Source organism: Pedobacter sp. L105 (assembly GCF_009765875.1).
Taxonomy (GTDB): Bacteria; Bacteroidota; Bacteroidia; order Sphingobacteriales; family Sphingobacteriaceae; genus Pedobacter.
Genome location: NZ_LMUP01000002.1, coordinates 474912 through 499662, shown reverse-complemented (window position 1 = coordinate 499662; position 24751 = coordinate 474912). Strand labels below are relative to the sequence as shown.

The following is a 24751-nucleotide window of genomic DNA, read 5'->3' as shown; positions in this document are numbered from 1 at the left end:
CCCCAGCGATTTCGGATGGTCTGATGGTACAAATCAAGTAAGGGCAACAAGCAAATCCTAATTGTTTAAAATTAAATACCAAAATTTAAATTTTATAGTAGTTAAGTATTTGTTAGTCAGTGATATGAAATTTAATAATTACCAATTCGTTTAAATTTTTTTTAAGCAAAAAATGGGTTCCCGGGGACTGATTTTTTATAGATAAATACGATAACAGGTGTTTCAAAAAGATTAATCTTCGTGAAGGTCTTTTCTATCCATATATTTGTTATATTTCGATCAGCCAAATTAATTACCCCGACCATGCGTTTGTATTTACTTGTTTTGTTTGTTTTTTTTATGGTCACTGATGTTTGGGCCGATACAAAACAAGACTCTTTAATCGCTGTGCTGAAGTCCGAACTTAAGCTTAAAAGCCATTATGATACGATCAAGGAAAAAGAGATCAGTAGCCTGAAAAGTTCGCTTAATAAGATCGGGCAAAATGACTTTCATGATCTTTTTGGGGCTTATATGAAAATCTATGAGAATTATAGGGCTTATAAGTACGATTCTGCATACGTATATGCGCAAAAGATGACAGCTTTAAGCTTGAAGGCCGCTGATCCGGTTATGGCCAATTATAATAAAACCAATACAGCTTTTATTCTACTGTCTTCCGGGAAATTCCAGGAGGCTTTTGCAATACTCCATACGATCGATAAAAAAAAACTTGACGAGAACGGCAAACAGCAATACTATTCGGTCATGAGCCGTGCTTTTTTTGACATGGCTAATTATGATAACGACATTAATTATTCACCCCAATATAGGGCGCAGGGTAGTTTATATCTTGATTCTGCCATACAAATTGCAAAACCGGATACCTATAATCAGGCCTTTCTTATTGGCTACCAAAATTATCAGAACGGAAATAATGAAGCTGCTATTCAACAGTTTCTAGCCTTACCAAAAAAACAAAATGTATACTCGATTCATCAGGAAGCGGTAATATCATCATTGTTAAGTGAACTTTACCAACGGACTAATAATCCTGAGCTGGCCGTTAATTATCTGATCGTGGCGGCAATCAGGGACCTGCAGTCCTCAACCAAAGAAACACTGGCGCTCTTCAATCTTGCAGAAGTTGTTTCAGGAAACGGCAATGTGGATGATGCATATCTGTTTATTCAGGAGGCTTTAAAAGATGCTGAATTTTATGGTGCCAGACAGAGAAAAGTCCAGATCAGCTCAGTTTTACCTTTATTAACTGCCAATAAGTTACAGTCCATAGAGAATGAGAAGCGTCATTTTTTAGTTTACTTATGTTCAACAGTATTGCTGGCCCTCTTAATTGTTGGTGTTTCCATCCAATTGTATAAACAATTACAGCAGCGTAAGGCCCGGGAAATGATCATTGAGCAAAACAGTTTAAGATTGGAAGCCATGAATAATGAGCTTGTGGAGGTTAACCGGCAACTGGTACATGCTAACTATAAACTGGATGAAGACGCGCAGATCAAGGAAGAGTACATCGGTTATTTTTTTCATATCATGTCTGGATATATTGCCCAGCTTGAACGTGTCAAGATATCTGTTGAAGCTAAATTAATTCAGCACAAGATTGATCAGATACAGCCATTATTAAGCGAAATCGTAATCCGCAGGGAAAGAGAAAACCTTTTTAAAACTTTTGATAAGGTCTTTCTGAAGATGTTCCCTAATTTTATTCACAGTTTTAATGCGATGTTTCATAAGGAAGACCAGATCTGGCCAAAAGATCATGAGTCACTCTCCACTGATTTGCGGATTTTTGCGCTGATCAGACTCGGAGTAAACGATAGCGAAACTATTGGAAAGATTCTGGAGTATTCTGCCAAAACGATTTATGTTTACAAGATGCGTTTGAAGGCTAAATCAAAATATAACGCTGAAGAATTTGATGATCGGCTGATGAAGATCAAAATAACTGACGGACCTGTTAAAGAAGTCTATTCCTGATCTGTCCATTACTGGTAATTATTTATAAATAATTACAGCCTGGTATTTTTATTTACGATATTCAGATTACTGGCAGTCAGCTATTTATTTTATATATACCTGATAAATGTGCTTGATTTATTTAAATTTTTCTATAATAAATAAGCTTCTGGTGCCTTATTGGTTGCTAATTGTTTAAAGGGGATTACATTTGAGTAAACAACCAAATATTATTCAGTGTAAATAAACACCAATGAACCTAAAATCCTTATTCGTGCTCATCTGCTCTATGGCATTTTCAAGTCTGACGAGTGTGGCGCAAAGTATTCCCGAAGGGTCTAAACCTGCAGTTTCAAACGTAAGAGGGGCAGTTTACCCAAGGATATTTACCGATTACCGGGCATCTTTCCAGATCAAATCATCAAAAGCAAAAAAAGTACAGCTGCAGTTCTTATCTGATCCTAAACCCTATGATATGACGCAGGCTGCAGACAGTTCATGGAATGTAACCACGCCGCCCCTTGTTCCGGGTTTCCATTATTATTCTATCATTATTGATGGTTTTTCTGTAAATGACCCGGGAAGTGAAACTTATTTCGGGGCTAATAAGCAAATGAGCGGACTTGAAATTCCTGAAAATAATGTCGACTATTATCTGATCAACAATGTTCCACATGGTTCAGTACAGGAGCATTGGTATCTTTCAAAAATCACCGGCCACTGGCGCAGGTCGTTCGTCTATACGCCGCCAGGTTATACAGCAGGTGCCGGAAAACGATATCCTGTTTTGTACCTGCAACATGGCTCGGGTGAAGATGAAAGAGGCTGGACAAAACAGGGGCATGCAAATTTCATACTTGACAATCGGATAGCAAAAGGCGAGGCGGTGCCAATGATTGTTGTGATGGATTGTGGTTATGCAGCAGTTGAGGGTAGTACAATGCCAACCGACAGGCTAAAGGGTATCAAAGAATTTGAGAATGTGCTGATCAATGACATCATACCCGATATTGATGCATCTTATAATACGATGCAAGACCGGGCGCATCGGGCAATGGCAGGTTTATCTATGGGTGGCGGACAAACGCTCTACATTACCCTGAACCATCTTGATCTTTTTAGCCAGATTGGCATATTCAGCGGGGGAGGACTCAAAGGTTTCAACTACAAGACAGATTATAACGGCGTCTTTACTCATGTTGCTTCTTTTAACGAAAAGGTAAAGCTGCTTTTTTTTAGTGCCGGCACTGCCGAAAAACCTTATCATGACGCTACCAAAGAAATTCATACACAGTTAGATCAGGCAGGAATCAGGAATGTCTTTTTCGAATCGCCTCAAACTGATCACGAGTGGCTGAACTGGCGACGGGCGTTAAATGATTTCCTTCCACGTTTATTCAAATAACAAATATTTACTAATGAAAAAGATAATAGTTTTAATATTGTTAGCAGGGGTTTTCCTGGTTTCGTTTAAAAAATATAAGGTATATGCAGGCGATACGGAGCTGCCATTGTATAACGGCAATGATCTCGGGGTTACGTATACCAATAATAATACCCGCTTTAAAATATGGGCACCAACAGCTACGGCGGTTAAGCTCCGGCTATATGATGCCGGTGAAGGCGGAACAGCCACACGTACGCTGGAATTAACCAAAGCAGGGCAGGGGACATGGACATTGACTATCAATGAAAATATCAAGAATGAATATTATACCTTTCAAACTAATATAGACGGGGAATGGTTGCAGGAATCCCCTGATATCTACGCCAAGGCTGTTGGGGTTAATGGCAGGAGAGGGATGGTAGTGGATATGTCAGAAACCAATCCTTCTGGCTGGTCTCAGGATAAAAAACCTGTGCTAAAAAACTTCAATGATATTGTGCTCTACGAATTACACCTGCGGGATTTGTCAGTTAGTCCCAATTCAGGTATCAAAAATAAAGGAAAGTTTCTGGGTTTAACGGAGTTGGGAACTAAGAATGCCGATGGGCAGCGTACAGGTCTTGACCATATCAAAGAATTGGGTGTTACGCATATCCACCTGCTGCCGTCATTTGATTTTAGTTCTGTCGACGAAACTAAGGATGATGGCAAATACAACTGGGGATATGACCCACTGAATTATAATGCTCCCGAAGGTAGTTATGCTACCAATGCTTCAGATGGAAGAGTGAGAGTAAGGGAATTTAAGCAAATGGTAGAAACGCTGCACCATAATGGTTTGCGCGTAGTGCTCGATGTGGTGTATAACCATACCAGCAATATAAAGGATTCCCATTTCAATCAGTTTGTTCCAGGCTATTTTTACCGCCATAACCCGGATGGCAGTTATTCTAACGGTACCGGCTGCGGCAATGAGACAGCTTCCGAAAAAGCAATGATGCGCAAGTTCATGATTGAATCTGTGGTGTACTGGGCTAAAGAGTACCATCTTGACGGTTTTCGCTTTGATTTAATGGGTGTGCATGATATAGAAACCATGAATGCCATCAGTGATACACTCCATAAAATTGATCCTACGATCTTCATTTACGGAGAACCCTGGGATGCAGGGGCTAGTCCGCTGCCAGCCAGCCGGCGTGCGCTGAAACGCAACATGCAGGAATTAAATCAGGTGGCCGCCTTCAGTGATGATATCCGCGATGCCATCCGCGGACCGCAAGTGAAGGCAAAAGGTTTTGTAAGTGGTGAAACCGGCAGCAGAGAAACTATAAAGTTCGGAATTGTCGGTTCTACGCAGCATCCGCAGGTCAATTATACGATTACGCGCTCTAAAGCGCCTTGGGCACGAGAGCCATATCAAACTATCAATTATGCATCCTGCCATGATGATAACTGTCTGTATGACCGCCTGAAATTAGCAAATCCTGAGGCTACGCAGAATCAGCTTGTGCAAATGGACAAGTTAGCCAATGCGATTGTGTTTACTTCTCAGGGCGTTCCTTTTATCCAGGCCGGTGAAGAGTTCATCAGAACAAAAAAGGGTGTGGCTAATTCCTATAACAAACCGGATTCAATCAACCAGCTGGATTGGAGCTTAAAAACGAAATATTACAACGTGTTTAAATATTACCAGGGCCTGATTGCGTTGCGTAAGCATCATGCTGCTTTCCGAATGCCCTCTACAGCCATGATACAAAAACATTTGCAGTTTTTTGAGGTGAAAGCTCCTGGCATTGTTGCCTATCAGTTATTGGACAATGCCAATTCTGATCAATGGAAAAACATAGTTGTGGTGTTAAACGGCGGGAAGGAAGTAACTTCTGTCGTGCTGCCAAAAGGAAAGTGGACGCTTGTTGCTGATGAAAACCAGGTCAATGAAAAAGGAATCAGGGCAAATGTTTCCGGATCAGTACAGATCGCACCAACTGCTGCCTATGTGCTTTTTCAGTAATATGCTTTTGAAGATATTCTTAGTGATGTACTTAAGGGCACTCCCTAAGCTTGAGGATTGAATTCAAAAGTAGAAATATAACTCGCCTGGATAAACCAGGACAAACTGACCCCTCTTCGCCGGTGTACAACTGAGCCCATTGAATTTAATATTCAATGGGTAATATAGAATTTGGAAATGGTGAATGAGGGGATATCATTTTTTCAGAAGTCTTATAACCAGCGATATACAGATCACATCCCGAAGTACTTTTATGGCGTTATGTAAGGTATTATAAACAGTCCGTTCGCTCAGGCCTGTTTGCTCAGAAATATCCTTAAAAGACACGGCATTAAAATAACGCAGACGAATAATCTCCTTTTGGCGTGGGGAAAGCTGACTAAGAGCGTTTTGCAGGCGTTTTTTCATGTGCTCGTCATGCTGGCTGGCTATCAATATTGATTCATAAGAGGGCTCTAAAGGAATATTGCCGGCAGGTATATCTTTCAGGTCGGGGGAAGGTGTTTCTTCAGAAAGCTGCAGGTAAGTTTTGTATAATATCCTTTTATAAATGGTAAGTATGTATTGCTGCACATTCTGCACACCGGCAAGTTTGTATTTTATGCGCCACAGCTCCAGGAACAGGTTATTGATTCCTTCTTTAACTAATTCGGGGTTTTTATATAACGATAGGCCAAACCGGTACAGGTCGTCATAAAAAAGATTGAAACATTCATAAAGTCCCTGTTTTTCACCTTCTACAAGCAAAGCCCAGTTTTTATAAATGTCCTTATTTTTAGGACCCATCAATACTGATTTTGATACCCCATGTAAACATTGAGAATTAGTAGATTTTGAGCAAGAGATGAGGCATTTTAAAACTGCCTCATACTTATTGAATCGTACAATTATACAATTTAAAATTAAAAAGTAAAATTTATTTCGAAAAAGATTGGTAAAAAAGAATAATCTATTGCACTTGTGTATAAAAGTTTCAAATTATATCAAATATGGATTATTCTTCATATCAAACAGGGGATTTTTTAACCGATGATAGTTTTATCGCATACAGTTATGCCGAAAGTGTCGAAGATGTTGAAAAATGGGAAGATGTTGCCATCCAAAATCCGGGTATCGTTCAAAAAATAGATGATGCACGTGAGTTATGTCTGCTATTGGGCCTCAAAGTTGGTGCAGTAGAAAAGGCCGCTGGACTTGAACGCCTTAAAAAACTGCTGGAAGGAACTATTGAAGCAAAACTGCCTGAAGGCCGGATCTTTAGCCTGCGGAATTACCTGATGCAATGGGTAACTATTGCTGCCATAATTATTATTGCCGCTACGTTTGCCGTGTACCAATTCAATATCAACTCCATAGGATCAACTTTTTACAGCGATGTTAAAGTGATGAAATATGACCAACAAATCAATTAATATACATCAATAATTTAACATTTAAATTTAAAAACTATGAGAAAAATGTTTTTTGTACTCTTTGCTGCTGTAATATTTACGGCCTGTAAAAAAGAAAGTTCATCTGTAACCTCAGAAAGTTCAGGTCATGCAGGTTTAGGGAAAACAGCTGTTGCGCAGCAAACAGCTGTTAACGGCACTTTATCATTTGCCGGTTATACCTGGGTTGTAAATGCACCAGGCGGTTTGGTGAGCCCGGGGCCAAATTACTGGAGCGCATCAAATGCATGGGTTGATGCCAATGGCTGGTTACATTTGAAAATTGCGAAAAACCCAACTACTAACCATTGGGAAAGTGCAGAGGTTTATACTACTCAAAGCTTAGGTTATGGAACCTATCAGTGGCAGGTTGAAGGAACATTAGGTTCATTCGATAAAAACATTGTTTTTGGGATGTATAACTATTCAGGTAACGATCAGCATGATGAAATGGATATAGAAATTGCACGTTGGGGCAATGCTGCCTGGGATAACCTCAATTATACCATCTGGCCTGCCACGGGAGTAACTGCCAGCCCAGGGGTTTATACGGCTTCATTTACTACGCCAAACGGTACCTATACTACCCATCGCTTTAAGAGAACAAGTAACAGTGTTAAAATTCAAAGCTTATATGGCTTTCAGGACGGTGATGCAAACCAATTTCAAACTGCTACTTTTAATACCCCGGCTACGTCGATCAGTACACTAAATATGCCGGTACATATCAATTTGTGGTTGTTTGACGGCCTGGCCCCTTCAGATAATCAGGCTGTAGAAGTTGTTATTCACAGTTTTAAGTTTAGCCCTTTGTAAATTGCGGTTTTTTGATCAATAATTTATTAGCGCCTGTAGCTATTACTTTTAAGGTAATTAGAGGCTTAACTTAAAAAGCCGTTTCTTTATGGTAGAAACGGCTTTTTCTGTCTATATATTGATAGCGCCCTGACCTGAAGCCATAAGGTAAGCATCTTTTAGGGCCTCTGAATAAGTAGGGTGCGCATAACTGATCCGGAACATACCTTCGGCAGTCACTTCATACTCCATGGCCACAACAGATTGTGCGATCACATCTGCAGCACGCGGGCCAATGATATGTACGCCTAAAACCTCACCATATTTTGGTGACACCAGCACTTTTACAAAACCATCGGTATCCATGGAAGCCCTTGCGCGTGCACTGGCAGAATAAGGAAATTTACCAGACCGGTATTCAATACCCTGTTCTTTTAGTTCCTCTTCTGTAGCACCTACAGCAGCAACTTCCGGCCAGGTATAAACTACCCCGGGAATTAGTTTATAGTTGATATGCGGTTTTTGTCCATTAATGACTTCCGCAACAAAAGTCCCTTCATCTTCTGCCTTATGGGCCAGCATCGGTCCTTCAATTACATCGCCAATGGCATAAATATTAGGCACATTGGTTTGCAATTGTTTGTTTACCACTACTTTTCCGTTTTTTGCTATTTCAACTCCTGCTGCCTGCAAGTTTAAACTATCTGTATAAGCCCTTCTTCCCACGGCTACCAAACAATAATCTGCAGTAATTTCAACTATTTTTCCATCTTTATCCAGATAACTGACGGTTGCGTGTCCGCCTGAATTAGCGGCGGATTGTACTTTGCTGCTAAGCAATATTTTTATATTCAGTTTCGCTAATGACTTGGAGAGTGCCTTACCCAGTTCCCTGTCCATGGTTGGAATCAGCGAATCCGTATATTCGATAATGGTGACGTTTGTTCCTATACGTGCATAGACCGATGCCAGTTCAACACCTATAACACCGCCGCCAATAATGATCATTGATTTAGGCTGCGCAGGCAGGGATAAGCTTTCGGTCGAAGTGATGATCCGTTTTTTGTCGATGTTAACGCCTGGAATGGAAGATGGTTTGGAGCCTGTTGCAATCACGAAGTATTTCCCGGTAAGCAATGATTCCTTACCATCGGAATTAACCTTCAAATGTGTTTTATCTATGAAACTACCCAAACCCTGGTAAACATCGATCTTGTTTTTTTTCATCAGATAGATCAGTCCTGCAGTATTCTGGCTAACCACCCCGTTTTTACGAGTAATAAACTGGGTGAAATCCAGACTAAGCTCACCACTGAAGTTAATTCCATGTGTTTTGAATTGTTCCCTGGCCTGGTGAAAATGCTCGGTACTATCGAGCAAAGCTTTAGCCGGGATACATCCCACATTGGTACAGGTTCCGCCGAGTGTACTGTATTTTTCTACAAGAGCTACTTTGTAGCCCAGTTGTGTGGCGCGGATAGCACCGGTATAACCTCCGGGGCCCGATCCGATGAATACCACATCATATTGATTTTCCATAAAATTAAAATGCTGATGATTGAATGAATATTGCCTGTTTTTATGATAAACGTTGTTTGATTTTATACTATCGGCCTGCTGCCTTATCCTGATGAAGCGTCATTACGGTGCTGGTTACCATCGCTACTATTTTATCCTCTTCGTTTTTAACTTCGCAGCTGTAATGTGTAATCGTTTTACCACTTTGTAACGGACGGGCCGTAGCCCATAATTTAGATTTCCAAACCGGCCTGTAAAAGTTAATTTTCAACTCTATAGTAGTAAAGGACTGGCCTTCTGTCATTAGTGTTGAGTGTGCTGTTCCAATAGCTGCATCTGCCAGCTCGCAGATCAAACCACCGTGGACGGTACCCTGCTGGTTGCCGTGAATCAGCGCATCTGCGGCAATTTCAACGGTGGCCGTTCCGTAATCTACGGCAGTGATCCCGATGGATAAGGTGCGGGAAATTGCTGTCGGATACTTCATATTTGTTTCCATATCAGGTCTGAGCGTTCCTGCTAACTGATGGATAAGATAATCTAAAACGGGTATTTTAGGCATGATGCTGTTTTTATATTCAAGCGGCCAAACTCATGATAATCTGGCTGAAATAAGATATACAGTTTATCACTATTTAAGCGTAACAGATGCGAAATTTGGGAACATCGGTGCCATGTGCTTGCTGAGATAGCAAGGGGCGAAACATTTTACTGATCTTTAATTCCATACTACCATGAAAAGCCTCATGCATCACCAAAATCAGCCTAATGCCTTAGCCAGTGTGCCCAGCTTTTTCAGGATTCGTTCAACATGGTCATTATACACAACACCATAATTCAGCCGCATACAGTTATCAAACTGCTTTTGCAGGGTAAACAGGCTTCCGGGAGCAATGCTGATATTTTGTTGGATAGCCTTTTCATATAATTTAAGGGTGTTATGGTTTGGTGGCAACTCTACCCAGAGTACAGAACCTCCCTGTGGTCGGCTGGCCATGGTGCCTTCGGGGAAATAATCGCCGATAACCCGCGCGTACTGCAAGGAGTTGCTATATAGCGTTTGGCGGAGTTTTCGCAGGTGGTGATCGTAGCGGCCGGTTTCGAGGAAACCCGCAATAGCCTCTTGCGTGATGCTTGTTCCGGCAATGGCATGATAGCGCTTCATTTTAATTACTTTGTCCGTGAATTTTCCCGCCGCAATCCAACCGACACGGTAACCGGGTGCCAGGGTTTTGGAAAACGAACCGCACCAAAGCACAAGGCCGCTTTGATCATAAGACTTACAGCAAGTTGGGCGTTGCTGACCGAAGTAAACATCGCCGTTAATGTCATTTTCAATCAATGGAACCTGGTGTTTTTCGATCAGGCGGACAATTTCCCTTTTGTGTTCATCCGGCATACAACTGCCCAGTGGGTTACTAAAGTTACTAATGAGTAGGCAGGCGTTGATCTGCTGCGTTTCCAGTGCTTTTTTAAAGGCCTGAATATCGACGCCGGTTTGTGGATCAGTAGGCAATTCTACAACGTGCAGGCCCAGGTCTTGAGCTAACTGTAACATACCGAAGGATACCGGACTTTCAAGCGCTAATTGATCTCCACGCACCGTAGTGGCGCGTAATGCATATGAAATGGCCTCCACACAACCAGCAGTGATCACTATATCCTGGATGCCAAGCTGAGTTCCCATAGCAGTTGAACGGCGGGCAATCTGCCGGCGCAGTCTTTCGTTACCTTCCACCTGTTCATAAGCCGTCCCACTACCCCTAAGCGTGCGGCTGGCCAATACCAATTCCTTGTTCAGTTTAGCACCTGGTAGCAGATCCTGTGCTGGTATAGCCAGTGAAAGGGCAGTGTGTCCGGTAGTGTTCTGGTGATATACTTTGCCTATTAATTCATCTATATCTTCTGCTTTTACACTTTGGAGCGGATTGCTTTTCTGTGGTATACCAGGAAGGCGTTTGGGTGCATAAGAAACAAAATAGCCTGATTTCGGCCTGGATTCAATGAGAAATTTGCTTTCAAGGGTATAATAAGCTTTTAACGCGGTGCTTAAACTAACCTCGTTTTCCATGCATATCATACGCAGCGAAGGAAGTTTATCCCCCGTGCGCAGGATTTCTTTAACGATCTGCTGCTCGATAATTTCGGCGACTTGCTGATAGCGATATTCTTTCAAGAGATAGACTGTTATGATTGATAAAAAAAACCTATGTCTGTACTGGTATGCAAATTTAAAGGAATTTTGTAGCTACGGAAAAGCAAATCTATACCATTGTAGCAGGTGCTATTGGATCAAATGGAAAACTTCCGTCAAATGTTTCAGTAGTTGAAATCATGATTTTATAAATTATTATATGAATGATGTACTGTTTGTTTGTCGGCAAAAGTCAGGAAACTACCAGGAATAGAATAGATACAGTTTTTAAGTTTATAAGGGTAACAGTTTATTTTACTAAACTCAAACTAATGAATTGCTATAAAAACGTTAAGAATTTGATCAGCATAAGAAATGGGCAAGGTTGTCTCTTTAAAATCATTTATTGTTATGGTCAAATATTCAAATTCTGTACCTGTATTGCACTCTCCTAATTTATGACATTTGACAATATTTTTAAATCGCGCTTAGCAGCTGCAGTGCTGGGCAATCATAAACACAAATTGAAATGATAACATCAATTAAAAATGCCGAACACTATAAGTGGGGAGAAAATTGTGATGGCTGGCATCTGCTTAACTCGGGCTCACTGAGTATAATTGAGGAAAAGATGCCGCCCGGCACGGCCGAACAATATCATTTTCATAAAAAAGCGCAGCAAGTTTTTTACGTCCTGAACGGACCTGCAACATTTGAGATCGAAGGTGAAATTATAACGGTTCAGGATCGGGAATCTATTCATATTCCTCCCTTAACCAGGCATCGTATAATTAATCAAAGTTTAGATGAGATCCGCTTTGTTGTGATTTCAGAACCCAAGGCTCATGGAGATAGGGAAAATGTGGTGCTTTCTTAACATAGCGAATTAACAACCGCGAAGTGTTTAATGAATTAGAATTATGGAATTTTGGATTTAATAAGGATAAAGAGCTTTACTTTTAGATGATGGTAAAAGAAAAAAGAGTAGTATTTGATTTTGATGTCGAATTTACAAACGGCGGTGGCATTCAGGGTCAAGGCTTTAGACTCGACATAACAGCAGAAAATATAGGTGACGCGGAACTTGCTACCTATATCGTATCAGATATGCGATTATTGATGGTAAAAAAGGTTAATATCCTTAATAAGTATTATATCACTGAACCCCATAAGCGTAAATTGGAGTTGAATTGCCACATAGACCCGGCAAGTACAGATACGATTTATCAAAAAGCCGGGATTTTTAAAAGTTTACATGAGCGCAGCGGAATATTTGTGGTGGCAAACGCCTGGGATGCGGGTTCGGCAAAGGCGTTAACCAGCTTCGGATTTGAGGCATTGGCTACAACAAGCGCAGGATTAGCTTTTTCTATGGGTAAGGTAGATGGCCAGTCACTGATATCGCGCGAGCAAACATTATTGAATGCAAAAAACATCGCTGATGCCACCAATTTACCTGTATCGGCTGATCTGGAGCGTTGTTTTGGTGACCAGCCGGATATTTGCGCGGAAACTATTCTTATGGCCGGAAATATTGGGCTGGCTGGCGGTTCAATAGAAGATGCCACAGGTAATCCCGCTGACCCGATTTACCCATTTGACTATGCGTTAGAGCGCGTTAAAGCTGCAATAGCCGCAGCCCGAAGTTTGCCATACCATTTTACCCTTACTGCACGTGCCGAGAATTTAATACATGGCAGAATTGATTTAAATGATACGATACGTAGATTGGTAGCTTTTGCGGATGCAGGAGCTGACGTATTGTTTGCCCCCGGGCTAAGAACACCGGAAGATATTGAAGCCGTGGTCAAAGCTGTAGCACCTCATCCGGTGAATGTGGTGATGGGCATTCCAAACACTAACTTTTCTCTAAATATGCTGGAAGATATTGGCGTAAAGCGGGTAAGTGTTGGCGGAGCATTTTTTCGTGCAGCCTATGGAGCTTTTTTTAATGCCGCAGATGAGGTGTTCCAAAAAGGTACATTTCAATTTGGTAACAATGCCATATCTTCTCATACCCTTAACGAACTTTTTAATAAGTGATTCGTAGATTTATAAACCATCCGTTGGTATTTGAAAAGATCAGTTAACAGATTTTAATTTTGTTTATTTATCTGTAACAGATTACCTTTGTTTGATGAAAGAACCTGTTTATATTACGTTTGCGAACAAGATTGCAGCTATGATTGATAGCGGAATTTATAAAGCTGAAGAAAAATTACCGTCAATAAGAAATTTACATAAAGAAAATGGCTTAAGCATCGGTACTGTATTACAGTCTTTCAATTATTTGTTGGATAAGGGTTTGGTTATTTCCAGGGAAAAGTCCGGGTATTTTGTTAACCATAGCCTGGGTAAAAGACTACCGCTTCCCAAGGCTTTGCCAGCCTCTTTATCCGAGAGAAGCGTACATATTGATCAGTTGCTGCAAAAGTTGCGCATTAACGGTACCAGCAGAAACTTTGTGACCTTTGCTAATGCCCTCCCTGATAACAGGCTGTTACCTTTCAATAGCATAAAGCGTGCTATACAGCAAACTTCAAGAGATAGCAGCGGCAATTATCTAAAACTGGAGAGCCGCATTGGTAACCAGGAGTTGCGCGAAGAGATCGCCAAAAGGTCATTCCTTTGGAAAGGTTCAACCCATGCTGATGAACTGATCATTACTAACGGAGCAACTGAAGCTATCTTATGTTGCCTAAAGGCAGTCACGAAACCAGGTGACACGGTGCTGGTGCAAGACCCCTGTTATTATGGTATTATGCAGGTACTGGAAGCTTTGGACCTGAAAATTGCTACTATACCTTCGCACCCTGAAACCGGGATATCGGTTGATGATGTTAAAGAAGCCTGTGAAAAGCTGGCGATTAAAGCCTGCGTGCTGGTTAGTAATTTTAATAATCCGGACGGGGCAAGTATCAGTACTGAAGGAAAAAAACAACTTGCCGAATTTGCTAACTCCCATCAAATTCCTTTGGTTGAAGATGATATTTATGGCGAGTTATTTTTTAAAGGTAGCCGGCCGGATACAATCAAGGCCTACGACACCGATGGATGGGTAATGTATTGCAGTTCTTTTACTAAAACACTTGTTCCCGGGTTTCGTATTGGCTGGTGTGCAGCAGGGCGGTTTACCTACGACGTGGCCAGAATCAAATCAATGCATAATGGATCGACCTCCAATTTCAGTCAGCGGGTTGTGCTGCAATTACTTAGTTCGGGCTCTTATGAAAGACATTTACAAAAATTAAGATTAGAACTAAACAAGAACCTGATTCGAACGACCAGCCTGATTGAGCAGCACTTTCCAAAAGGCACAAAAGTAACAAGGCCTAAAGGAGGACTCGTGATCTGGGTGGAGCTACCGGAGAACATTAATGCCGCTGACTTCCAGGAAAAAGCCTTTCAGCATGAAGTATCATATGCACCGGGAGAGTTATTTTCATCCAAAGGGGATTACCAGCATTATATCCGTATAAGTTATTGCAACCTCTGGGAAAACAAAGTACAAAAGGCGTTGGTTAAATTAGGAGATCTACTCAGCGCATTTTCTGAAAGTTCCGCTGCATAAGTACTTGTTTTATCTAATTTATAATGTGTTAAAAAATGGCGGGATATTTCCTTAATGTATGTTTAGGATACGATGATTATTTCAATAAGCAGTTGTAAAAAGCTTTCGTAAAGATGGAGCGCTGTCTATCTATTAAAAAAACTTCTTATTTTCTGTTGAGTTCATTGAGTTGGCTACGGATGTAATCACCTGCAGGTGTAAGCATTTGTACCGGCCATTTTCCTTTTACACTTGCACCCGGTTTTAATATCGCAGTTGTTTCGTCTTTATCTGTGATGTTCCAGTTTGCCCAGCTTAATTTATTTTTCTCCAGCCAGTTTAGCCAGGTTGCTGTTTTAGTCCGGTCAAAAACCCCATTCCCGTCAGACTCGCCAACTCCCCATTCGGTTACGAATAAAGGTAAGCCCATTTGTATTGCTGCATCTGCTTTAGCCATTAACTTTTCCTGGTGACTGGGATCTGATGCGTAAAAATGGAAAGAATAAGCAATGTTTTTAAAACCAGAAATCGGATCTTTCGCGGTAATATCTACATCCTGATCCCAGGCCGGACTTCCAACAACGATCAGGTTATTTGCATCGTACTTACGGATTTCCGTAATTACTTGTACTGCGTAATCTTTTATCAACGGCCAGCTTACACGTTCCGGTTCGTTCCAGATTTCATAGATCACATTGGGCTTGCCCGCATATTTTTTAGCCATTTTAATAAAGAATAATTTGGATGCTTCCACATTTTTACTGGCGTGGTGATCATGCCAATCTATCAGTACATATAAATTCTGCTTAATTGCAGCATCAATAGTTTTAGTGATGAGTTGTTCCTGCCCGGCTTGATCTTTTAAATAACCACTGTCAGGTTCTACTGCCATAGAAATCCTTAACAAGCTGATGTTAAAATCAGATTTAAGCCATTTTACTACGTCGTTATTGTAATACTTCCTGCCGGCCCATACGCTCCAGGACAAACTTATCCCGCGTAGCTGAGGCTCTATATGATGCTGGTCAAGTATCTTACCATTTTCTACGCTTAGTGCGCCATGAAGGCTAACCGGATTACCATTTTGAGCAAAAGCAGAAGCGCAGGCAAAACAGAGTAAAGAAAAGATTGCTATTTTTTTTAAAATTATCTTTCTGGAGATCATCATATAGGATGGCATATTTGGCTCGTATTTATCACTTGATAAGTAACTAAAACCAAAATTAACTTTAGATGAGGGCTTAAACCTAATATTATTTTAACGTAATGTTGGCAAAATAGTGTTTTTGCAAAAGCGCTATTTTAACAAATCGGTAGATAAACAACAGTGTTTAACTTATATAGGAGAGATGGAGGATCTATTAATATAACCGATTTTCACCTAAACATCTTCATCCTATTACGGATAATGTTAAAAACACCGCTAATTATGTTAAAATAATCGTAAACCGATACCTAATAAATAAATTGCTGTTCTTCAACATTAAGGAGAGATAATCTATTTATTAGAAAATGATACAGAAATGGGGAAAATTGCCTTTATAGTATTTATAAGTGTAGTGATCATTTTTAATACTGTTTGCGCCCAAAACATAACCAAAATAGAGGGTGTGGTGGTAGACGAAAACAATATTACTTTACCTTATGTAAGTGTTAGGATCGGCGCAGGGGCAGGTACCGTTACCAATAGCGAAGGAAGTTTTATCGTAGAATTTTCAGGTATGCAGTTGAAGGATTCGCTAAGTGTGTCCTGTATAGGTTATAAAAATATTAAAATCCCCTTATCAAATTTACATACCGGATTAAGGATTAGACTTTCAACAGCTATAATCAGCCTGAATGAAATCGTAATCAGGCCGGTTAGTGCGGAATCTATTATCAGGCGTGCGATGAAAAATGTTCCTCAAAATTATGTTACAGGTGCCTTTGAAATGGTAGGTTTTTACAGGGAAACAGGGAGGATCGATTCGAATTATCTTTCATTTGCGGAAGCCTCGCTAAATATCCTGAACCAGGGATATAACAGTAAAAAAGAAAAGGACCTGGTAGTGATCAATAAGGAAAGAAGCTTGAAGAAAGTAGGTGACAGGGAGGTAAATAATCCATTTCATGCTGCTGTAAAAGGTGTCGCTTATATTGTTTTGGACAACGATATTGTTAAACATCCCGGGGCTATCTTCGGGGAAGATTATCTTTCAAAATATAAATATGATATAGTTGGTTCTACGAGTGTCAACGGAGAAGATGCGTATGTCATAAAATTTGATCAGAAGGATGGAGTAAGAAAGGCGTTATACAAAGGAACGGTGGTGATTATCAAGAGTAGTTATGCAATCGTATCAGTTGATTTTGCATTGAGTCCCAAAGGCGTGCCTTACACTGAACCTGATGTGCCCTTTCTTCAGCGACCTATGATGAAATTATTGGGTTATAGCCTTGAAAAAGTCAATGAAGAACTCAGTGAAAAATATGTTAAATTAAATGGTAAATGGTATCCTTATTTTTATAAGATCGAAACCACACATCATGTAAAGGCAAAAAAACAACATATCGATGGTAACCTGCATATAAGTGCGGAATTATTCATATCTAAAGTAAATGAACATCCCAGGAATAACTACAGCAAAGAGCTGGTCATGCCTGACGATTATGTATTTAAGAAGGTAGTAGAAAACTATAAGGATGATTATTGGGATGGGTTTAATCTTATCAAACCGACCAGCTCACTTAAAGAAATTGCTGAAAAGATCAATACCCATTAATTTTATCCATTTCCAGGGGCACTTACCTACAATTGCAGGAAGGGTTTATAAATTTTTGTTCATCCTGTTTTCTATCATTGACAGGTAAACCAGTTAATTAAAAGACTGTCTGAATTCCATGGGTGACAGGTTAGTTTTGGTCTTAAACAATTTGCTGAACGACTGTGAATGCTCAAAGCCCAATTCATAAGCTATCTCACTTATAGACAGGTTTGTTGCAGACAACTTTTCCTTTGCTTTTTCGATTAGTTTTTCGTGGATGTGCTGCTGGGTATTCTGCCCCGTAGTTACTTTTAATAAAGTACTTAAGTAATCGGGAGAAAGGTTAAGCTGTTCTGCAATAGCATGAACAGATGGTAATCCCTTGTTGATTGGATGGCCATTAAAATGGCTCTCCAGGATTGCTTCCAGCTGGTCAAGGATCTGGTGATTGACCATTTTGCGGGTGAGAAATTGGCGATGGTAAAACCTTTCGCCATAATTCAGCAACACCTCGATTTGGGAAACAATAATCTGCTGGCTGAATTTATCAATATTTACATGGTACTCCTGCTGAATGTTTTGCATGATACCGGAAATAATCAATTCTTCCTTATTCGAGAGGAAAAGGGCTTCGCGAACCGAATAACCGAAATAGTCATATCCTTTTATCGTTTTTGCTAAAGACATATCCCATAAAAAATCCGGATGAATGAGTAATATCCATCCGGATTTTTTGTGCGCTATATCGGGATTAATCTCGATCTTAAAAACCTGACCAGGTGCAATGAAAAACATCGTGCCCTCATCAAAATCATAGTCCTGTTGTCCATACTTGAATTTGGCATTCAGATTCCTTTTCATTGCAATGGAATAGAAATCACATATCCAGCTGATATTATTGTTCTCCGGCGATTGCCTGATGTCCTCGTAGTTCACCAGGCTGATCAAAGGATGTTCTGGTTTAGGTAGACCTCTAAGCCGATGATATTCAGTTATGGTTTTAATTCTATGAATTTGTTTGTCTGCCATGTTCAAATATATTCAATATTATAAACCAAAGTCTGGATAAGGTTAACATGATACTTCATCTTATAATTTTTCCACTTCATCTTAAATGAACTATAAAGCCGAAAAATAACTGCCATTTTCAAGGTCTTCAAGAAGTCCGGGCTGTGCAGGATACCATCCTAATTTTTCCCCTGTTATTTTGCCTGAAGCAAATATATCCATTGCTGCGAAGTGTGCAAATGAACCAAAATGCGTTGCTGCTTCCTCTTTTGATTGAGATACTACTGGAATATGAAGTCGGTGTCCGATGATTTCAGCTATATCGCGGAACAGAACTCCTTCATCTCCCACGCCGTGATAGCGTGTGCCTCCCGGAGCCGACTTTTCCAATGCAAGCCTGAAAAGCTTTGCTGCATCAAGCCGGTGTACAGCAGGCCAGCGATTCAATCCTTCACCCTCATATACAGAGATACCTTTTTCGCGGGCGATCCTGATGAGCATGGGCACAAAGGCATGGTCTCCGTCACCATGAACAGATGGAGGCAGGCGAACTACTGAAACACGCACGCCGCGTTCTGCCACTGCATCTGCTGCTATTTCTGATGCTATGCGGGGATTAGGTCCAGCAACGGGCATATCCTGTTCGTTTACCAGCCTGCCTTTAGGTAATAAACCTATGCCAGAAGTGATGATCAAAGGGCGGTTAGAGCCAGCGAGCGCCTCGCCAAGTGTTTCAATTACACGTCCGTCGGTATCAGAATTTTCTTTGAACTTAGAAAAATCATGGTTAAAAGCAGTATGGATCACACCATCTGAGGCAGCAGCTCCGCTTTTCAGGCTGTCTAAATTGTTAAGATCACCCCAATGGGCCTGAGCACCGGCTGCGATAAGCGACTTTTCGCCACTTTCTGAGCGCGTTAGCCCAAGTACTTCATGGCCCGCATTAATTAATTCCTGAACGATGGCAGAGCCAATAAAGCCCGTAGCGCCTGTGAGAAAAATACGCATATAATTTTTTTAAAGTTTGATCCAGCAAATATCCTATGCTTAAAATAAACAATTGTAGCCTAATCCTTGAATGCTGTAGCCAAAACCGAATAAACTGAAAAAGGAGCTTGAATAAACGAGTTTTTTTACTTCATTAGCGTTACCTGTGGCAATATTTTAGTGATTACAACTTCCTGCATTAATTCCGGTTCTGTAACCGGAATTAAGTGACCAGACTTTTCAAACCAAAAGAGGTCTTTTTTTGGTGCTGCCAATTGATTGTAATATTTTTCGGATATTGAATAATTAGTTTGATGATCTTTTCGGCCCACGAAGAAATAAACCGGACAATTAATTTTTGGAAGGGAAACTGTGAGATTGATATAATTTGCTTCCTTAAAAAGGGCCATCATTTCCGAATTTTCGGTAAAATATTTTTTAAACGCTGTGGTATCTTCAATAGCCTCCCCATTAAAAATTGACAACCATTTTCGATCGTAATAGTTCTGTACACCATTTTCAAATGGGATTTTAACTTTTGCGAGTTCGCTAATTGCCCGTGCATTTCTTTCTTGTACAGCTTTTTGCTTTAATTCATTTAACGAAATTCGCTCGCTTAACCATTGATCAACCGCAGGGCTTATTGCCATGTAAGCATACAGCTGATCGGGGTGTTTACTGGCCATGTAAAATCCTAATACTGTTCCCCATGACCAGCCCATTATAAACAGTTTTTTTTGATGAAATTGTTTCAGTAGCGCCCTAACTAACTCCTGGGTATCGTTTTCATATAATTTAACCGTTAGTTTGACCGGTGATGGATTAAGTTTTAGCGTTTGCCCGCAGTTTCTTTGATCCCAGGCCACAACTAGAAAGTGCTTTTTTAATTCATCAAGATAAGCTTTGTTTTCATCGTATATACCTTCAGATCCGGGGCCGCCGGTTATAAACAGGAATAATGGTTTTGAACGGTCTTTACTTTCTATTTTAACTACCTGTTTAATCCCGCCAATACGGAGAACTTCAGTTGTATCTATTTTTGTTTGAGCCAGGCATTGGCTGCTGATCAGGATAACCAGTGAACAAAAAACGAGCTGATATAATATTTTTATCATCATATTAAATTGACCGGTTTCGATTTTTCTAAGCTAACTCCCGGTTTTTATCTACCCAATAGGCAAGGGCAAGAATGATGACCATCAAGGTAATAAAAGAAACAAATAGGGCCATTATCGAATCAGTGGGGGCCGGGCCAAAGGTATTACCGAGCTGAACAGCCAAAAGCAATATGACCAATATCCAGAGCACCCACTTTCCAATCTTATTTTTGGCTTTGGTAAAAGTTGCATAAACGAATGCGCCTGCTAAGAATAAGGTAAATTCTATAATGAGTGTGACGGCCACATAATTCCAAAGTCCAAATCCCACTTTATAATCGCTAAAGGGTGTTAATGGCAGATCGGCTGTGTGTACGATTAAGTCAAAAAACCAATGGCTTAAAACACAAAGACCAATCACGATAGTACCCCGCGTATCCCGTTTAAATAGCCAGTATATGCCACCTACCACTATGCCCCATACAAAACCCATGAGCAAGCTATGCGTATAAGGAAAATAGAGAAATTCAAAAGCATTGGTCTTCGTATAACCAGGTACAACGGCTACTTTTTCAACATGGAAAAGCAGCAGAAACGGCCAAAGGAGGTCAACAAATTGTGTAGCTATAAAAAGGATCCCTAATGAAACCTTAGGGGCAGCCTTTTTAGCGGCGAAGGATAATCCGAAGTGTCCGATAAACATAGTTTTTAGTTTTTAAATAGTTATTTAATAGCTAATTTTTCATTTCCCATCCATCCTAAATGGGTGTGTTTAAAATCGTCGTCATGCTTTAAGCCATAACCAAACATCCTGTCAAAGGAAGAATGTGCAAAAAGAAGAATGCCGATGGCGATTGTTATATTTCCTGCCGTCAGCAATCCAACTGCTACTATCAATAGCGCAATAGCACGGTGATGAACTAAGTTGTAGGTAAATGCACCGATACGATTACCCGCAAGGTAGCCCAGCATGGAGAGGTCCGGACTAAAAAATAGCAGCACCCAAATCCATACAGGTAACCCTAAACTATATTTAGTTAAAAAGTAAATCGAAATGGCAGTTAGGGCGGCTTCCTCTAATTTGATGATCGTTTTCATAGCGTTATTTATTGTTGAATCAAATATCATTGTTATAAAGGAGCTTAAGCTTGATAAAAATCAAGAAGTTTTTTTTCCTCTGATCCTGCTGAAGGTTTCCGGGGTCATCCCAATCATAGATGCGAGATATTGCAACGGTACCTGGTTAAACAAATCACGCTGTTCGTCAAATAAATAGTTGTAACGCTCTTCTGATGATAGGGAGAGCAGGTTCAATATCCTGTTCTCCAAGGTGATAAAACACTTGGAGATAAATAGCTTTTCTAATTCAATCCATTTCGGGATCATCTTATTCAGCATCACATATTCTTCGTAATTTATCGTATAAAGATTGCAATCTGTAAGTGCCTGAATATTCCACCGGGTTTTTGTGTTGTATAAAAATGCCGAAAGATCGGTAATAAAATATCCTGGTGTTCCTATCCATTGTGTGACTTCCTTTTTAGGTAATTCCACAAATTGTCGTATAATTCCGCTCTCTAAAAAGCTGAATTTGTCACATTTTTTATCTGCCTGTAAGAAAAAATCGTTCTTTGCTAATGTCTCCCTTTTAAACAAACCGGCAACAAGCTTGCTGTCTTCTACCTTCTCTATACCAAAGAACTGATGGATACTATTTTCAAGTGCATTCATGCTGATGATTTCATTAAATGTAGAAATTAATTTCAATGCAGCAATTTAATTAATTAAATCCATCCTGCTATCGCTGATGAAAATAAAGACAATATTATAAATCAAGCTGCCGTTAATTGACCTTTAATGGTTTTAAAAATACCTTTTGAGCTTTATCTGATAATTTTTGGATAGGAGGTAAGGACTGCTCGTCAATATTTAAATGAAGTCGTTCAATATCTTATGATATGGGTTTGAGTGTCTTTAGGTCGCCAGATTATACCACCATTGTTATATATGGGGGGATTTTTTCCATTTCTTTAAGGGTTGGTTGCTTAAAGTGGCCTGTATATTTCAGGCATTACGAGAACCTGCGGCTATGTGTTATTGCAAACTCAGTGCGGTCACTGAGTTGAGTAATGAGTTTTGGTGCGACCTAACTCAATTAAAGTTTTGGCGAAACTCCAGCGGAGAGATGTCAGTTTTCTTTTTAAATAGTTTGTTAAAAGACTGTGGATATTCAAAACCTAAATGGTAAGCAATTTCGGCAACTGACAGCTTGGTTAAGCCAAGGTATTCCTTTGCTTTTTCGATCAGTTTTTCCTGAATGTGTTGTTGTGCACTTTGCCCGGTAAGCGTACGTAAAAGATCGCTTAAATAATGAGGTGACAGGTTGAGCTGATTTGCCAGTAGTTCAACTGAAGGAGGTCCATTTTTTAAAGGTTTTTCAAGATCAAAATAGTCGTTTAAAAGTATTTCCATCCGGGTTAACACATCGTGGTTTACGGCTTTTCTGGTGATAAACTGTCTTTCGTAAAACCGGTTGCTGTAATTCAATAACAGATCAATTTGAGATAGAATGATGTCCTGTGTATGGCGGTCTATATGCTGGTATTCTTCATCGATCTTCTGAAATATCTCTGCAATATTGTGCTCTTCTTTTTCAGAAAGATGTAACGCTTCGTTTACTGCATAGGAAAAGAATCCATAATTTTTGATCGTGGTTGCAAGAGGATGTTTGTATAGAAAATCGGGATGGATCAGTAGTGCATAACCGGATGCCTCATTGGTGATATCCATTTGCTCAGCATCGAGTGACATGATCTGCCTGGGAGCAACAAAGGTCATTACACCTTTATTGTAGTCGTAGTATTGCTGTCCATATTTGGTTTGTCCTGAAATGTTCCTTTTCAGCGATATGCAATAAAAATTCAGTGAAAAGTGTTTCCATATTGAACTATCTGTAAAACGAATATCCGAAATGCGGATGACGCTCACCAGTGGATGTAATGGCTCCGGCAAGGATACCAAACGATGTTTTTCAGATATGGAATTGATGATCTTCATTTGACATGGTTTTACAAATTACAATATAAAATCTTTTCACTGAAACTTCTAATTCCAACTAGCCTAACATTTGCTTTCTGATCTCTTTCCTGAATTCTTCATTACCAATTTCCAAACGTCGTGCATACATCGCTTTTGCGTCTTCTCCGGAAACATAACGAATCTGATCTTTACCATCTGTAGCGGCTTCATAAACTATTTCAGCAATTTGTTCGGCGGTAGAGGCTGCCTGCATCATCCCATCTATATTGGCAAATAATTTATCCTCTAATTCACGGTACTCAGGATGTGAACTCCTGTCGAGCGATCTTCCAATAAAATCAGTTGCAATACCGCCCGGTGCAATAGTTTTGATACCGATATTGTGTAAGCCTAATTCAAAGGACATTCCTTCCGACCAGCCCTCTATGGCGAATTTTGTGGCGTGATAGATAGAGTGTAAAGGGAATCCAAAAAGTCCGCCTATAGAGGTGGTACTGATAAATAAACCGCTTTTTTTCTCTCTCATATGTGGAATGAATGCCTGCGTAACAAATAATACCCCCAATAGATTGGTGTTGATCTCTCTTAAGATCTGATCCTCACTTAGCGCTTCCATTGCACCCATCAATCCATACCCTGCATTGTTAAACACTACATCGATAGGATGTAAAACAATAGCTTTGGCTACCGTGGTTTTTATTTGTTCCAGATCGGTTACGTCAAGTGGTAAAAGCGTAACGTTTTCCAATTGGCTGAGTTCTGTTTCCTTTTCCGGATTCCGCATCGTAGCGATTACATTCCAGCCTTTAGATTGAAATAATTTTGCGGTAGCTTTTCCTAAACCTGCTGATGCGCCTGTTATAAAAATTGATTTTTGCATTTTTCTGCTGTTTAAATTTTACAAGACGAAGATCGGGCGAGTCAATGAACCCTGTGTTTCCAGATTGGACTTTGTTGTGTCCAGATTGGGGGGAGAGTTGTTCCTGCATTAGTTATATCTGGCGTAAAAATTACTAACTCTCAATTATTGATATCTTGATACCTATACATCAATATAAAATTTGATAGTAATTTAAAGTATACTATTTTTAT

Annotated in this window: 22 protein-coding genes; 9 read left to right on the top strand and 13 right to left on the bottom strand. The window is 40.1% G+C overall.

Annotation, left to right across the window (positions count from 1 at the left end):
• The first annotated feature begins 303 nt into the window (after positions 1-303).
• From GSQ84_RS03340 to pulA, 3 genes are all read left to right on the top strand, one after another.
• The gene (locus tag GSQ84_RS03340; RefSeq protein WP_158795827.1) at positions 304-1980 is read left to right on the top strand and encodes a DUF6377 domain-containing protein; all 1677 of its coding nucleotides are present in this window, start codon (positions 304-306) and stop codon (positions 1978-1980) included.
• 232 nt (positions 1981-2212) lie between these two features.
• Complete coding sequence (locus tag GSQ84_RS03335; protein ID WP_158795826.1) at positions 2213-3364, top strand: esterase family protein; 1152 nt, start codon at positions 2213-2215, stop codon at positions 3362-3364.
• 13 nt (positions 3365-3377) lie between these two features.
• On the top strand, positions 3378-5357 hold the full coding sequence (pulA, locus tag GSQ84_RS03330; RefSeq protein ID WP_158795825.1) for a type I pullulanase: 1980 nt from the start codon (positions 3378-3380) through the stop codon (positions 5355-5357).
• Positions 5358-5552: 195 nt separating this feature from the next.
• Here pulA and GSQ84_RS03325 read toward each other — a convergent pair whose 3' ends face one another.
• A complete protein-coding gene (locus GSQ84_RS03325; RefSeq protein WP_158795824.1) occupies positions 5553-6143 on the bottom strand; it encodes an RNA polymerase sigma factor in 591 nt (196 codons plus the stop codon).
• Between the two features lie 203 nt (positions 6144-6346).
• Here GSQ84_RS03325 and GSQ84_RS03320 point away from each other — a divergent pair, with 203 nt between their 5' ends.
• Both GSQ84_RS03320 and GSQ84_RS03315 read left to right on the top strand, forming a co-directional pair.
• Complete coding sequence (locus GSQ84_RS03320; protein WP_158795823.1) at positions 6347-6769, top strand: hypothetical protein; 423 nt, start codon at positions 6347-6349, stop codon at positions 6767-6769.
• Between the two features lie 36 nt (positions 6770-6805).
• Positions 6806-7603 (top strand): glycoside hydrolase family 16 protein, encoded by a 798-nt coding sequence (locus GSQ84_RS03315; protein ID WP_158795822.1) that lies wholly within the window; start codon positions 6806-6808, stop codon positions 7601-7603.
• A gap of 111 nt (positions 7604-7714) precedes the next feature.
• On the opposite strand, the gene lpdA is transcribed toward GSQ84_RS03315, so the two are convergent.
• From lpdA to GSQ84_RS03300, 3 genes are all read right to left on the bottom strand, one after another.
• On the bottom strand, positions 7715-9121 hold the full coding sequence (gene lpdA, locus GSQ84_RS03310; protein ID WP_158795821.1) for a dihydrolipoyl dehydrogenase: 1407 nt from the start codon (positions 9119-9121) through the stop codon (positions 7715-7717).
• A gap of 67 nt (positions 9122-9188) precedes the next feature.
• A complete protein-coding gene (locus tag GSQ84_RS03305; RefSeq protein WP_158795820.1) occupies positions 9189-9662 on the bottom strand; it encodes a PaaI family thioesterase in 474 nt (157 codons plus the stop codon).
• A gap of 198 nt (positions 9663-9860) precedes the next feature.
• Positions 9861-11276 (bottom strand): PLP-dependent aminotransferase family protein, encoded by a 1416-nt coding sequence (locus GSQ84_RS03300; protein ID WP_158795819.1) that lies wholly within the window; start codon positions 11274-11276, stop codon positions 9861-9863.
• Positions 11277-11763: 487 nt separating this feature from the next.
• Between GSQ84_RS03300 and GSQ84_RS03295 the strand changes: the two genes are divergently transcribed.
• From GSQ84_RS03295 to GSQ84_RS03285, 3 genes are all read left to right on the top strand, one after another.
• Positions 11764-12111 (top strand): cupin domain-containing protein, encoded by a 348-nt coding sequence (locus GSQ84_RS03295; protein WP_158795818.1) that lies wholly within the window; start codon positions 11764-11766, stop codon positions 12109-12111.
• 86 nt (positions 12112-12197) lie between these two features.
• On the top strand, positions 12198-13277 hold the full coding sequence (locus GSQ84_RS03290; RefSeq protein ID WP_216848854.1) for an oxaloacetate decarboxylase: 1080 nt from the start codon (positions 12198-12200) through the stop codon (positions 13275-13277).
• Positions 13278-13371: 94 nt separating this feature from the next.
• A complete protein-coding gene (locus GSQ84_RS03285) occupies positions 13372-14805 on the top strand; it encodes a PLP-dependent aminotransferase family protein (RefSeq protein ID WP_158795817.1) in 1434 nt (477 codons plus the stop codon).
• 145 nt (positions 14806-14950) lie between these two features.
• Here GSQ84_RS03285 and GSQ84_RS03280 read toward each other — a convergent pair whose 3' ends face one another.
• A complete protein-coding gene (locus GSQ84_RS03280) occupies positions 14951-15964 on the bottom strand; it encodes a glycoside hydrolase family 5 protein (protein ID WP_254070768.1) in 1014 nt (337 codons plus the stop codon).
• Positions 15965-16307: 343 nt separating this feature from the next.
• On the opposite strand from GSQ84_RS03280, the gene GSQ84_RS03275 reads away from it, so the two are divergent.
• Positions 16308-17546, top strand: coding sequence for a carboxypeptidase-like regulatory domain-containing protein (locus GSQ84_RS03275; protein WP_158795816.1), 1239 nt, complete (start codon positions 16308-16310; stop codon positions 17544-17546).
• Positions 17547-17639: 93 nt separating this feature from the next.
• On the opposite strand, the gene GSQ84_RS03270 is transcribed toward GSQ84_RS03275, so the two are convergent.
• The 8 genes from GSQ84_RS03270 to GSQ84_RS03235 form a co-directional block, all read right to left on the bottom strand.
• On the bottom strand, positions 17640-18557 hold the full coding sequence (locus GSQ84_RS03270) for an AraC family transcriptional regulator (RefSeq protein WP_158795815.1): 918 nt from the start codon (positions 18555-18557) through the stop codon (positions 17640-17642).
• Positions 18558-18647: 90 nt separating this feature from the next.
• A complete protein-coding gene (locus tag GSQ84_RS03265; RefSeq protein ID WP_158795814.1) occupies positions 18648-19544 on the bottom strand; it encodes an SDR family oxidoreductase in 897 nt (298 codons plus the stop codon).
• A gap of 125 nt (positions 19545-19669) precedes the next feature.
• Complete coding sequence (locus GSQ84_RS03260; protein WP_158795813.1) at positions 19670-20641, bottom strand: alpha/beta fold hydrolase; 972 nt, start codon at positions 20639-20641, stop codon at positions 19670-19672.
• A gap of 25 nt (positions 20642-20666) precedes the next feature.
• Complete coding sequence (locus tag GSQ84_RS03255) at positions 20667-21323, bottom strand: metal-dependent hydrolase (RefSeq protein ID WP_158795812.1); 657 nt, start codon at positions 21321-21323, stop codon at positions 20667-20669.
• Between the two features lie 20 nt (positions 21324-21343).
• The gene (locus GSQ84_RS03250; RefSeq protein ID WP_158795811.1) at positions 21344-21718 is read right to left on the bottom strand and encodes a DUF4260 domain-containing protein; all 375 of its coding nucleotides are present in this window, start codon (positions 21716-21718) and stop codon (positions 21344-21346) included.
• 60 nt (positions 21719-21778) lie between these two features.
• Positions 21779-22387, bottom strand: a complete 609-nt coding sequence (locus tag GSQ84_RS03245) for a Crp/Fnr family transcriptional regulator (protein WP_216848853.1) — start codon at positions 22385-22387, stop codon at positions 21779-21781.
• Between the two features lie 384 nt (positions 22388-22771).
• Positions 22772-23677 carry an AraC family transcriptional regulator gene (locus tag GSQ84_RS03240; RefSeq protein WP_158795810.1) on the bottom strand — a complete coding sequence of 302 codons (906 nt, stop codon included), beginning with the start codon at positions 23675-23677 and terminating at the stop codon, positions 22772-22774.
• A gap of 58 nt (positions 23678-23735) precedes the next feature.
• Complete coding sequence (locus tag GSQ84_RS03235) at positions 23736-24539, bottom strand: SDR family oxidoreductase (protein ID WP_158795809.1); 804 nt, start codon at positions 24537-24539, stop codon at positions 23736-23738.
• Positions 24540-24751 lie beyond the last annotated feature (212 nt).

Bases quoted from the DNA above. Each gene is read 5' to 3' on its own strand.
- GSQ84_RS03315 (WP_158795822.1), top strand. From the start codon at position 6,806: ATGAGAAAAATGTTTTTTGTACTCTTTGCTGCTGTAATATTTACGGCC.
- GSQ84_RS03335 (WP_158795826.1), top strand. From the start codon at position 2,213: ATGAACCTAAAATCCTTATTCGTGCTCATCTGCTCTATGGCATTTTCA.
- GSQ84_RS03250 (WP_158795811.1), bottom strand. From the start codon at position 21,718: ATGAAAACGATCATCAAATTAGAGGAAGCCGCCCTAACTGCCATTTCG.
- GSQ84_RS03270 (WP_158795815.1), bottom strand. From the start codon at position 18,557: ATGGCAGACAAACAAATTCATAGAATTAAAACCATAACTGAATATCAT.
- GSQ84_RS03260 (WP_158795813.1), bottom strand. From the start codon at position 20,641: ATGATGATAAAAATATTATATCAGCTCGTTTTTTGTTCACTGGTTATC.
- lpdA (WP_158795821.1), bottom strand. From the start codon at position 9,121: ATGGAAAATCAATATGATGTGGTATTCATCGGATCGGGCCCCGGAGGT.
- GSQ84_RS03340 (WP_158795827.1), top strand. From the start codon at position 304: ATGCGTTTGTATTTACTTGTTTTGTTTGTTTTTTTTATGGTCACTGAT.
- GSQ84_RS03265 (WP_158795814.1), bottom strand. From the start codon at position 19,544: ATGCGTATTTTTCTCACAGGCGCTACGGGCTTTATTGGCTCTGCCATC.
- GSQ84_RS03290 (WP_216848854.1), top strand. From the start codon at position 12,198: ATGATGGTAAAAGAAAAAAGAGTAGTATTTGATTTTGATGTCGAATTT.
- GSQ84_RS03295 (WP_158795818.1), top strand. From the start codon at position 11,764: ATGATAACATCAATTAAAAATGCCGAACACTATAAGTGGGGAGAAAAT.
- GSQ84_RS03285 (WP_158795817.1), top strand. From the start codon at position 13,372: ATGAAAGAACCTGTTTATATTACGTTTGCGAACAAGATTGCAGCTATG.
- GSQ84_RS03305 (WP_158795820.1), bottom strand. From the start codon at position 9,662: ATGCCTAAAATACCCGTTTTAGATTATCTTATCCATCAGTTAGCAGGA.
- GSQ84_RS03325 (WP_158795824.1), bottom strand. From the start codon at position 6,143: ATGGGTCCTAAAAATAAGGACATTTATAAAAACTGGGCTTTGCTTGTA.
- pulA (WP_158795825.1), top strand. From the start codon at position 3,378: ATGAAAAAGATAATAGTTTTAATATTGTTAGCAGGGGTTTTCCTGGTT.
- GSQ84_RS03255 (WP_158795812.1), bottom strand. From the start codon at position 21,323: ATGTTTATCGGACACTTCGGATTATCCTTCGCCGCTAAAAAGGCTGCC.
- GSQ84_RS03235 (WP_158795809.1), bottom strand. From the start codon at position 24,539: ATGCAAAAATCAATTTTTATAACAGGCGCATCAGCAGGTTTAGGAAAA.
- GSQ84_RS03320 (WP_158795823.1), top strand. From the start codon at position 6,347: ATGGATTATTCTTCATATCAAACAGGGGATTTTTTAACCGATGATAGT.
- GSQ84_RS03280 (WP_254070768.1), bottom strand. From the start codon at position 15,964: ATGCCATCCTATATGATGATCTCCAGAAAGATAATTTTAAAAAAAATA.
- GSQ84_RS03275 (WP_158795816.1), top strand. From the start codon at position 16,308: ATGGGGAAAATTGCCTTTATAGTATTTATAAGTGTAGTGATCATTTTT.
- GSQ84_RS03240 (WP_158795810.1), bottom strand. From the start codon at position 23,677: ATGAAGATCATCAATTCCATATCTGAAAAACATCGTTTGGTATCCTTG.